The sequence below is a fragment of the Pseudomonas sp. NPDC089534 genome (assembly GCF_044749305.1).
Lineage (GTDB): Bacteria > Pseudomonadota > Gammaproteobacteria > Pseudomonadales > Pseudomonadaceae > Aquipseudomonas > Aquipseudomonas ekonensis.
Genome location: NZ_JBIVHR010000015.1, coordinates 74998 through 86873, shown reverse-complemented (window position 1 = coordinate 86873; position 11876 = coordinate 74998). Strand labels below are relative to the sequence as shown.

Here is an 11876-nt window from a genome sequence, read left to right as displayed (position 1 = left end):
GCCCTGGTCGTCGGTGCCCAGCAGGTTGACCGCCGAGGGCGGGGCGGGGGCGGGCGCCTTCGTGCTGTTCTCCGGCATGCTCAAGCGCACCGCGGTCAAGCTGTCGAAGATCTGCAACGACCTGCGCCTGCTGTCCAGCGGCCCGCGCACCGGCATCAACGAGATCAACCTGCCGGCGCGTCAGCCAGGCAGCTCGATCATGCCGGGCAAGGTCAACCCGGTGATCCCGGAAGCCGTGAACCAGGTTGCCTTCCAGGTCATCGGCAACGACCTGGCGCTGACCATGGCGGCCGAAGGCGGCCAACTGCAGCTGAACGTGATGGAGCCGCTGATCGCCTTCAAGATCCTCGACTCGATCCGCCTGCTGCAACGCGCCATGGACATGCTGCGCGAGCACTGCATCGTCGGCATCACCGCCAACGAAGCGCGCTGCCGTGAACTGGTCGAGCACTCGATCGGCCTGGTCACCGCCCTGAACCCGTACATCGGCTACAAGAACGCCACCCGCATCGCCCGCGTCGCCCTCGAGACCGGCCGCGGCGTGCTGGAACTGGTGCGCGAAGAAGGCCTGCTCGACGACGCCATGCTCGCCGACATCCTGCGCCCGGAAAACATGATCGCTCCACGTCTGGTTCCGCTCAAAGCCTGAACCGACGCGTTATTCGCTGTACCGCTCACCAGGTCGAGGGACTAGACACCTCTCACCTTTTGAGGGCTTGGGGATTGCTCCCCAAGCCCTTTTTTTTAACTTTTCGATCCTGAGACCCGTATGTCTGGGGATTGCTCGCACAAAAAAAGAGCAACCTCCACACAAGCCCGGCGCCGGTAACGCCGGGTGTTTCAAAGCCTTCGTTCCGTCGCTTGCACCACAACCGTGCAGACGGGCGCCGCACTGATAGGTATAGTGCCGCCCCTCTTCGCGTGAGCGGTCGTCGGTAACGAGGCCCAAACCCATGCGAAACCCGAACTAATAACAAACCCGCGATATGGAACCGGGACGAAACCTTCGCCTCGCCTGTTGTGCCGCGCGCACACCGGTGTAACGCGATGTTTCAGACCGTCCAGCATTTGCTTACACAAAAAACAGCGAGGAAAAATCCATGCTAGAAGTCATCAACGACTTCCTCTCAGGCAAAGTACTGATCTTGCTCATTGTCGGGCTCGGCAGCTACTTCACGATTCGCTCGCGTTTCGTTCAACTGCGCCACTTCACCCACATGTTCGCGGTGTTCCGCGACAGCCTCAAAGGCAACGCCGGGCAGCTCAGCTCGTTCCAGGCCCTGATGCTCAGCCTCGCCGGCCGCGTCGGCGCAGGCAACATCGCCGGTGTCGGCATCGCCGTGACCCTCGGCGGTCCGGGCGCGGTGTTCTGGATGTGGGTGACCGCACTGGTCGGAATGTCCAGCAGCTTCTTCGAATGCACCCTGGCCCAGGTCTACAAGCGCGCGGACGGCGACGGCCTGTACCGTGGCGGCCCGGCCTACTACATCCAGCACGGCCTGAAACTCAAAGGCATGGCGGTGGTGTTCTCCATCCTGCTGCTGGTCACCTACGGCTTCGCCTTCATCGGCCTGCAGTCCTACACCGTGACCCACTCGCTGCAGAACGCCTTCGACTTCGATCCGCGCCACACCGGCATCGTCCTGGCGGTGCTGCTGGCCATCACCTTCATCGGCGGCATCAAGCGCATCGCCGCGGTGTCCGACCTGCTGGTGCCGGTCAAGACCCTGGCCTACATCGCCGTGACCCTGTACGTGATCGGCACCCAGATCGAACACGTGCCGGCCATGCTGGAGACCATCTTCAAGAGCGCCTTCGGCCTCGACCCGGCCTTCGGCGGCCTGCTCGGCAGCGCCATCGTCATGGGCGTGAAGCGTGGCGTGTTCGCCAACGAAGCGGGCCTGGGCAGTGCGCCTAACGTGGCTGCCGTGGCCGCCGTGAAGCACCCGGGCGCCCAAGGCGTGGTTCAGGCCTTCAGCGTGTTCCTCGACACCTTCGTGATCTGCACCTGCACCGCGCTGCTGATCCTGCTGTCGGGCTTCTACACCCCGGGCTTCGAAGGCGACGGCATCGTCCTGACCCAGAACTCGCTGGCCGCCGTGGTCGGCGACTGGGGCCGCCTGTTCGTGAGCGTCGCACTGTCGCTGTTCGTGTTCACCTGCATCCTCTACAACTACTACCTGGGCGAGAACAGCCTGCAGTTCCTCAGCCGCAACCGCCTGGTGCTGATGCTGTTCCGCGGCCTGGTGCTGGCGCTGGTGGTCTGGGGTTCGATGCAGGACCTGTCGACCGTGTTCGCCTTCGCCGACATCACCATGACCTGCCTGGCCTTCGTCAACCTGGTGGCCCTGGCCATGCTGTTCAAGGTCGGCCTGCGCGTGATGCGCGACTACGACGAGCAGCGCCGCGCCGGCGTCGACCAGCCAGTGTTCGACTCGCGCAAGTTCGCCGACCTGGACCTGGACCTGAAGGCCTGGCCTGCCGAAACTTCGCCGGCCGCCCAAGCCGAGCCGCAAGGCGTGCCCGCAGCGCAACGCTGACGGGTGAACGGCGGGCGCATCCTCTGCGCCCGTCGGTTACAGTGCGTTAAATGTGAGGGCGGGCTTGCCCGCTCCCACAGGCCCTCACCGTTTCGGAGAATCCCATGAACCCTTCGACCTACCCTGCCGCCCAGCACGTCATGGTGCTGTACACCGGCGGCACCATCGGCATGCAGGCCAGCGCCAACGGCCTGGCCCCGGCCTCCGGTTTCGAGGCGCGGATGCGCGAGTACCTGCGCGGCCAGCCTGAGCTGGTGGTGCCGCAGTGGCGCTTTCGCGAAATGTCGCCGCTGATCGACAGCGCCAACATGACCCCGGCCTACTGGCAGCAACTGCGCGAAGCGGTGGTCGATGCCGTCGATGTGCAGGGCTGCGACAGCGTGCTGATCCTGCACGGCACCGACACCCTGGCCTACAGCGCCGCCGCCATGAGCTTCCAGCTGCTGGGCCTGCACGCCCGCGTGTGCTTCACCGGCTCGATGCTGCCGGCCGGCGTCACCGACAGCGATGCCTGGGAAAACCTCAGCGGTGCGTTGACCGCCCTCGGCCAGGGCCTGGCGCCGGGCGTGCACCTGTACTTCCACGGCGAGCTGCTGGCGCCGACCCGCTGCGCGAAGGTGCGCAGCTTCGGGCGTCACCCGTTCAAGCGGCTGGAGCGCCAGGGCGGCGGCACGCCGGCGGCTTCGCTGCCTGCCCAACTGACCTACAGCGCGCCGAAGCAGTTGGCGAACGTCGCGGTGCTGCCGCTGTTCCCCGGCATCTCGGCACAGGTCGTCGACGGCCTGACCGCCAGCGGCATCCAGGGCCTGGTGCTGGAGTGCTACGGCAGCGGCACCGGCCCGAGCGACAACCCCGAATTCCTCGCCAGCCTCGGCCGGGCGCGGGACAAGGGCGTGGTGGTCGTCGCCGTGACGCAATGCCATGAGGGCGGGGTCGAGCTGGACATCTACGAGGCCGGCAGCCGTTTGCGCGGCGTGGGCGTCCTGTCCGGCGGCGGCATGACCCGCGAGGCGGCGTTCGGCAAGCTGAACGCGCTGCTGGGCGCGGGGCTGGGCGACGCCGACGTGCGGCGCCTGGTCGAACTGGACCTGTGCGGCGAACTCGCCTGACACAGTCCGAACCTGGTGGCGAGGGAGCTTGCTCCCGCCGGGCCGCATAGCGGCCCCGTCACCGTCACGGCTGCTGCGCAGCCGGGCGGGAGCAAGCTCCCTCGCCACAATGACTCCCCCCATACTCACCCTTACAGTTCCCGTCCGGCATGCAACTTGCTGCGTTCCAGCCATCCCCAGGCTGGAAGATCCCATGCTCCACTCCCACCTCACCACCCTCAACGCCGTCTCCCTGATCCTCAACACCTTCAAGGACCAAGGGTTGTCCGGCGACGCGCTGCTGGCCGGCAGCGGCATCAGCGCGGCGGATCTGAGCCGTGCCGACACGCGCATCACCACCAACCAGGAGATGCAGGTGTGCGCCAACGCCGTGGCGCTCAAGCACGACATCGGCCTGGAGCTGGGCCGGCGCATGCATGTTTCCTGCTACGGGATACTCGGTTACGCCCTGCTCACCTGTGCCACCTTCGGTGACGCCCTGCGCCTGGCGATCCGTTATCCGGCGCTGCTGGGCACCCTGTTCGAACTGAGCCTGGAGGACGACGGCGAACAGGTCTGGTTCGTCGCCGCCGACTACCGCGAGAGCCCGGCGATGGCGGTGTTCAACGCCGAGTTCTGCCTGGTCTCGCTGAAAGTCATCTGCGACGACCTGCTCGGCCACCCGCTGCCGTTGCGCGCCGCGCGCTTCGAGCACGCCGCCCCGGACTACCGCGACAGCTACGCCGAGCCCTTCGACTGCCCGCTGCACTTTCGCGCCAAGGACAACGCCTTCGCGTTCGAGCGGCGCTGGCTCGACCAGCCGTTGCCCCTGGCCGACACCATCACCCACCAGGCCATGGCCGAGCGCTGCCGCAAGCAGAACACCGAGTTCACCGGGCGCCAGGCCTGGCTGGGACGGATCCGCCAGTTGCTCGGCGCGCAGCTCAATTGCGCGCCGGGGCTGGAGGGGCTGGCGCAGCAGATGAACTGCTCGCCGCGCACCCTGCGCCGGCACCTCAAGGACATGGGCTGCAGCTATCAGGAACTGCTCGACGAGCTGCGCTTCGAGCGGGCCAAGCAGATGCTGTGCGAAGACCAGATGCCGATCTACCGCATCGCCGAAACCCTGGGCTTCAGCGAGACCGCGAGCTTCCGCCATGCCTTCGTGCGCTGGAGCGGCGTGGCCCCGAGCCAGTTCCGCCCCCACGGCTGAGCCCCGCCTCGGCAAGAGCGAGGGGCGAATTGAGGTCAGCACTTTTGGCCGCATCGATCCCCTTTTGGCCGCTCCCGCCGTTCTCCGATCCGCCTCGGGCCGCAACACTGTGTTCAACCGAATCAGCCCTGCGGAGAACAACAAATGCTGACGATCTACTCGGACGACCACCACCTGCACCACGGCCGCTGCGAACTCATCGACGGCCAGCTCAAGCCCTGCTTCGAGATGCCGTCCCGCGCCGACCACGTGCTGCAACGGGTCAAGCACCAGAACCTGGGCCCGGTGCAGGCGCCGAAGGACTTCGGCCTCGACCCGATCGCCCGCATCCACAGCCGCGACTACCTCGATTTCTTCAAGGGCGCCTGGGCGCGCTGGACCGAATTCAACACCGACGGCGACCTGCTGCCCTACACCTGGCCGGCGCGCACCCTGCGCCAGGTGAAGCCGACCAGCCTGCACGGCCAGCTCGGCTACTACAGCTTCGACGGCGGCGCGCCGATCACCGCCGGCACCTGGCAGGCGGCCTACAGCGCCGCGCAGGTGGCGCTGACCGCCCAGGCGGAAATCCAGCGCGGCGCCCGCAGCGCCTTCGCCCTGTGCCGTCCGCCGGGACACCACGCCGCCGGCGACCTGATGGGCGGCTACTGCTACCTCAACAACGCCGCCATCGCCGCCCAGGCGTTCCTCGATCAGGGCCACAAGAAAGTCGCGATCCTCGACGTGGACTACCACCACGGCAACGGCACCCAGTCGATCTTCTACGAACGCAGCGACGTGCTGTTCACCTCGATCCATGGCCACCCGGAGGCGGAGTTCCCGTTCTTCCTCGGCTATGAAGACGAGCGCGGCGAAGGCGCCGGCGAAGGCTTCAACTTCAACTACCCGCTGCCGGCCGGCGCAGGCTGGGACGTGTGGAGCGACGCGCTGGAACAGGCCTGCCAAGAGATCGAGCGCTACGGCGCCGACATCGTCGTCGTGTCCCTGGGCGTGGACACGTTCAAGGACGACCCGATCTCGCAGTTCAAGCTCGACAGCCCGGACTACCTGGCCATGGGCAAGCGCATCGCCGCCCTGGGCAAGCCGACGCTGTTCGTCATGGAAGGCGGTTACGCCGTGGAGGAAATCGGCATCAACGCGGTGAACGTGCTGGAAGGCTTCGAACAATGAACAGCCTCAAGACCCTCATCGCCCCGACGTTGTGCGCCGCGTTGCTCGCCGGCGCCGCGCACGCCGAAGAACGCACCCTGCGCGTCTACAACTGGTTCGACTACATCACCCCCAAGGCCCTGGAGGACTTCAAGGCGCAGAACGCCCAGACCAAACTGGTCTACGACATCTTCGACACCAACGAAGCGCTGGAGGCCAAGCTGCTGACCGGCAACTCCGGCTATGACGTGGTGGTGCCGTCCAACGTGTTCCTCGCCAAGCAGATCGAGGCCGGGGTGTTCCAGCCGCTGGACCGCAGCCGGCTGCCGAACTGGAACCACCTCGACCCCAAACTGATGAAGCTGATCGAGGCCAACGATCCGGGCAACAAGTTCGCCGTGCCGTACATGTACGGCACCATCCTGATCGGCTTCAACCCCGCCAAGGTCAAGGCTGCGCTGGGCGACAACGCCCCCGTGGACAGCTGGGACCTGATCTTCAAGGAAGAGAACATCGGCAAGCTCAAGCAGTGCGGCGTCGCCCTGCTCGACTCGCCGTCGGAGATCCTGCCGCTGGCCCTGCAGCACCTGGGGCTGGACCCCAACAGCAAGAACCCGCAGGACTACGCCAAGGCCGAAGCGTTGCTGCTGAAGATCCGTCCGTACGTCACCTACTTCCATTCCTCCAAGTACATGGCCGACATCGCCAACGGCGACATCTGCGTGGCGGTGGGCTACTCGGGCAGCTTCTCCCAGGCCGCCAACCGCGCCAAGGAAGCGAAGAACGGCGTGGTGGTGGACATGCGCCTGCCCAAGGAAGGCGCGCCGATCTGGTTCGACATGCTCGCCATCCCCAAGGGCGCGCAGAACCCGCAGGACGCCTACACCTTCATCAACTACCTGCTGCAGCCGCAGGTGATCGCGCCGGTCAGCGACTTCGTCGGTTACCCGAACCCCAACAAGGACGCCACGCAACAGGTCGATCCGGCGATCCGCAACAACCCGAACCTGTACCCAACCGACGCGGCCATGAACACGCTATACACCCTGCAGCCGCTGCCCCGCGACGCCGAGCGCGCGCGCACCCGGGCCTGGACCCGGATCAAGTCCGGCACCTGATCCGGCACCGGCCCCAAAAGGACCCGCCTCCCGTGCGGGTCTTTTTTTGCCTGCGGTAACCCTCTACCACCGTCACCGTCCGGTGCCCGCCTACCGTTGGGCTGAGCGCGACTCACCCTCCCATCAGCACCCGAACGGTTCCGCCTCCATGAGTGAAACACCGACCGCAACGCCCGTACCGCCGCTACTGAACAAAAGCCGCCTGATCGAACAGATCAGCCACGGCCCGACCCTGCATGCCGCCACGAGCCGGCAATTGCGCAATGCACTGAAGCAGCGGTTTCCCGAGCTGGACATCGATCCCGACATGGCGGTCGTGATGTCTCCGATATGGCACCGGCAAAACGGCGCGCTGGTCAGCGACAGCAGCCGTTTCGAAACGCTCAGCCATGCGCTGGTGCGGCAGGCCCTTGACCAGGCATCCGCCGACTACATCGAGGGCGAGCACTTCCTGACCCTGACGCCCTATGCGCAGGAACCGATCCACCTGCCCGTCGACATGGACGCATTGACCGCGCTGCTCAATGAACAGGCACCCGAGGTCTTCGCGTACTTCCAGCAGAGCCAGCTGGACTACTGGAATGAAGCCGTCGGTGGCGTGCCGCGCTGGCAAGCGATGTCCGACCTGCTGAGGACATCGCTCGACATCGAGTCCGTCAACGGCTGGGATTCGGCCCGGTGCGAGCTTTGCCGGCGCGTTTCGCGGTTTCCCGACAAGGCCTCGCGCCGGCTGGAAGGCAGCGGCTTGTCGAATGTCCGCGCCTGCCTGCTGGATCTGGATTATGCCTTTGACTCGGCCGGGACCGCCGACACCCGCCATCTGATGGCGCCCGGTGCGCTGGTGCTGACCGCCGACAACGGCGACCGTGAGCTGATCGTGATGTACACGATCTCCGACGGTTACGAAGCCTTCGACACAATGGAGCAGCTGGGCGCCGTGCTGCCCGAGCGGATCGGCGCCGCCCTTGGCGATTTCCGCCTGAAGTGGCGCGTCTACGAACCCGAAGGAAACGTCTTCGATGCCATGGCCTGGTCGCTGGTGAACAGCCAGCTCGACTCCATCGATGCGCTCGACCCGGCCAGCCCCTCGGCTCTCGCCCGGCTCGCGCCGCTGAAAACCGAAATCAGGACGCTCAGCGCCCAGGACAACCGGCACATCGCCCAATTGGCCGATGCGATTCCGCCATGGCTGTCGGCGGGCTCGCTGGAGGATATCCAGGCCTACAGCGGATACCTGAACGCCTTGGGCCGCCTCCGGGAGGAAGCCGACGACGATGCCTTCGCCAGCGAAGACCTCCAGCCGATACAGACCTATGCCCAGCAGCAGATGCGCGAGGCCATCGCCGAGGAAAGAAAGGGCGAGGATGCGGCATGGCGTCTGGATGACGTGCGGATCACCGTGGCCCAAAGCTTCGAGGCCGGCGGCCTGACGCTGCCCTCGCCGTACGGCCGCAGCGTCGAGACCCTCGGCCAGTTCGCCCTGCGCAACGCCCGCCCCTACCTGGCGACGGTCGCCTACGCCGACGGGTCGGCCACGCCGGACTGGATGACGCTGGCGCTGCTGGTGCGCCTTGCCGAACGGATCAATGTCGGCGAAAGCTACACGCGACTGGTCAAGCGCACCCTCATCGATGACCCGGAGCAAGCACGGCGCCACAGGAGCCGCTATTGCCGTCAGCTGCCGTTCCTGCTGCCGCTGCGGGCCCTGGAGTGCAAGCTCAAGCAGGAAGGGAACGTCGACGAGCGGGGTTATCGGCAGGTCTGCCAGCTGATGGCGTCCATGACCGGCAAGGTCCCGGCCGCCGACTGGCCGGTGCAGATCCGCCCGCTGGCGTTCATGCCGCGCTACCGCCCGGGCAGCGAGACGGACACGGTCGCCAACATGTACATCATCGGGCCGGGCCATGGCCGGAGCGGGCCGTGCCTGCTGTACCGGCCCCTGATGGACCGAACGCTGCTCCAGTTCGAGTCCGCGCAGAACATGCTGTACGCGCTCCACCAGCAGGGCGAACTGCGCGACTCGGTGCTGGCCTGGCTGGCCGACGATGGCTTGAGCTTCGAGTATTCCCAGTATGTGTTCCCGAACGGCATACCGTCGCCGCGAACCATCGCCGACCTGGCCTTCGAGCCGTTCATCCACCTTGGCCTTTCTCCCTCGATCAGGCTGGTCGACACGCCGCTGGCCGGCGACATCCCCGCAACGCTGTTCAGCAGCCACAGCCAGGCCCTTGTCCGCCTCGCCGACCGCCAGTCGACCTCCAACGCGGAACGGCGCCTGGCACTGCTGACCGACAGCGGCTGGGCGATCTTCGGCGTGGCCGCCAATTTCCTGAGCGGCCCGGCGGCCACCGCCGTCTGGGTCTGGCAAGGCATCGGCCAGATTCAGCAGGCCATCGAAGCCCACGGGCGCGGCGACACCGTGGTGCAATGGTCATCCATCGGCGATGTGCTGCTGACGCTGAGCATCCTGCTGACCCACCGGATGGCCTGGCGCCGCCTGCGGCTCTCGGGGTCTTCGGACACAGGATCGCCGCAGGAGGCTCCCCCCCTCGAAGCGCCTGCTCCGCCGATGCCGGCGAAGGTCACCCTGGAACCGGCCCTGCCGGACGCGGAACTGCCCAAGGCCCACCTGTCTGCGCTGGCGCCGATCAACGGCATCCGCACGTCATCCGGCACACGCTTCGAGCGACTCATCGACCGATTGCAGGTGACGGCATCCCCGCCGGCGGCGGACGCTGCGCTCAACGCAGATCATCTGCACGAGGCCGCGGACAAAACCTACGCCCAGGTCGGCAAGCGCTGGTTCGAAGTCCGTCACGGCGAGGACGGGCCGGTCAGCGTCATCGATCCGGACCATCCCGAACGGCCGGGCCTGTGCATCCTGTTCGACAAGGAGGAAGGACTCTGGGCCTGGGATCTGCGGCTGCGGTTGCGCGCAGGGCAGCCGACCGGCCGGATTCAGGCGTTGCGCCAGGAAAAGGCGAGGAAAATGACCGAGGCCTGGAATGCGCTGCAGGCATTCCTGGAGCAGGAGCCCGTCCTGAAGGCCGCGCTGGACGAGCTCCTGATCCCCGCCGAGGATCAAAGTCCGCAGGCGGCCCTGTCCGAAGCCTCCGTACCCGCCTACCTGGCGAAGTCCGACACGTTGATCAACGGCTACACCCAGGCACTGACGGATCTGGACACCTGGAAAGCAATGGGCGGCACCGGTGTGTTCCACCAGGCGCAACAGATGCGCTTGACCGTTGAGCAGCATCGCAGCATCAACGGCTGGATCAGGCTGAAGCTTCGCGAATACATCAGCCATGTCAAACCGCTGGTGAGCCAGACGCCGGCGTCGGATCCTTCGGCCCGCGCACAGCAGCTGGAGGCGACACGGGTCGCCATCGACGTCAGCAACGAGATCGTCGAACGGCTCGACCGCATGGACGGCACGCTGGCCACACTGATGAAAGGAACCGGCCAGACCCAGGAGGTCGCCGGTAAACTGGAGAAACTGCGGCCGGTGCTGTCGCGCTACGACTTCCTCGCCAATGAAGTCGGGATGTCCACCGACCTCTGCCTGAGCGAGGTGCCGGACGGCACCGCCGATGCGACACGCCAGACCCTCTTCGGCATACTCGATGAGGCCGGAGACGCGGGGCATGCCCTGGTCGAACGGGGCGAGGCCGCAGAGCCTGCGGCCACCGAGTCCCCGGACGCCGAAAGGGTCACCGCGCTGGTCGACCGTCTGGAGGATTGCCAGAAGCGCCTGGAGGATCTGCTGGCCGGCTCGCCCGCTCAACTGGAGCCGGTCCGGTTCGGGCGGGTGATGGAGCTCGTCGCCGAGTTTCTCCAGCTGGCGCGCGCGCGCCTGCTCGCATTGCTGCCCGAACCCGAAGAGATTCCGGTGGCGGCCATGTCCAGGCTCGATCCGGGGCCGTCCACGTCGCGCGCCGTCGGCAGGGTGAACAAACTGCGGCCACGGGCCCTTGCTCCGGCGCGGGCAGCGCCTGCGCCTGCGCCGAGCACCGAGCCGCTCGACAAGGTCCCCATCGTCAAGGCACCGGCCCGCCGCGCCGTGCAGCCCCCGCCGGCGGACGACGCCGAGATCCTCAGCAAGGGCCATTCGCTGTACAGCGGCAACGATCTCTTCATCAAGCATACAAGCGCGGATTCCCGGCGCCCCCGGCGCATTCCGGCGGACATGAAGGATCTGTTCGATCAGCGGGCTGCCCTGCTTGAGCAGGCGGCCAAGGATGTCCATGCCGTCTATGAGCGCAAGAAGGCGTCGGGAAACACGCAATGGGCCGACAACCGGCTGAGCGCGGATCTGCAGTCGGCGGCTGCGAAATGCCGTCGGGAAGGCGTCAGGATCTACAGTGACATCATCAAGCGACGCAAACCCCGCGAAGCCTATCTCCAGTGGCTGCACGAACACGGCCAGACCGAAATCGTCAAGGATCCGCGCGGTCGCATCAAGACCCGGCAACGCAAGGACTGCTTCCAGGAGTACCGCGTGCTCGACAAGAAACAGCAGAACAGGCCGCTGTGGGTCGCGCACTTTCACTACGACAAGGCGACCGACGCCGACGACCGGTTCACCGTTGCCCATCTCAAGCTCGCCGATGAGTACCTGCAATCGCTGCCGGACAAGGCCCGCCAGGAGCTGGACACGTTTGACGCGGTGGACAATGCCCTGCGCCGGCTGGTCAAGCCGCAGGTGCTCGACCTGTTTCTGAAGCGCCGTTCACCCGGCCCGTCCAAGCCTTGAGCCCCGTGCACCGCG

7 protein-coding genes are annotated in these 11876 nt (G+C 66.4%); all 7 read left to right on the top strand.

The genetic code is table 11. The features are described from left to right. The coding region (locus ACIP0B_RS06940; RefSeq protein WP_400830738.1) for a lyase family protein at window positions 1–649 on the top strand (649 nt) is incomplete at its 5' end. A 451-nt stretch (window positions 650–1100) separates the two neighbouring features. After that, complete coding sequence (locus tag ACIP0B_RS06935; RefSeq protein WP_400830737.1) at window positions 1101–2540, top strand: alanine/glycine:cation symporter family protein; 1440 nt, start codon at window positions 1101–1103, stop codon at window positions 2538–2540. Window positions 2541–2644: 104 nt separating this feature from the next. Beyond that, a complete protein-coding gene (locus ACIP0B_RS06930; protein WP_400830735.1) occupies window positions 2645–3649 on the top strand; it encodes an asparaginase in 1005 nt (334 codons plus the stop codon). Between the two features lie 193 nt (window positions 3650–3842). Then, window positions 3843–4841 (top strand): AraC family transcriptional regulator, encoded by a 999-nt coding sequence (locus ACIP0B_RS06925; RefSeq protein WP_400830734.1) that lies wholly within the window; start codon window positions 3843–3845, stop codon window positions 4839–4841. 144 nt (window positions 4842–4985) lie between these two features. After that, the gene (locus tag ACIP0B_RS06920) at window positions 4986–6011 is read left to right on the top strand and encodes a histone deacetylase family protein (protein ID WP_400830733.1); all 1026 of its coding nucleotides are present in this window, start codon (window positions 4986–4988) and stop codon (window positions 6009–6011) included. Then, window positions 6008–7108 (top strand): polyamine ABC transporter substrate-binding protein, encoded by a 1101-nt coding sequence (locus ACIP0B_RS06915; protein WP_400830732.1) that lies wholly within the window; start codon window positions 6008–6010, stop codon window positions 7106–7108. The genes ACIP0B_RS06920 and ACIP0B_RS06915 overlap by 4 nt, the downstream gene beginning before the upstream one ends. Window positions 7109–7256: 148 nt before the next feature. Further along, on the top strand, window positions 7257–11861 hold the full coding sequence (locus tag ACIP0B_RS06910) for a hypothetical protein (protein WP_400830730.1): 4605 nt from the start codon (window positions 7257–7259) through the stop codon (window positions 11859–11861). Window positions 11862–11876 lie beyond the last annotated feature (15 nt).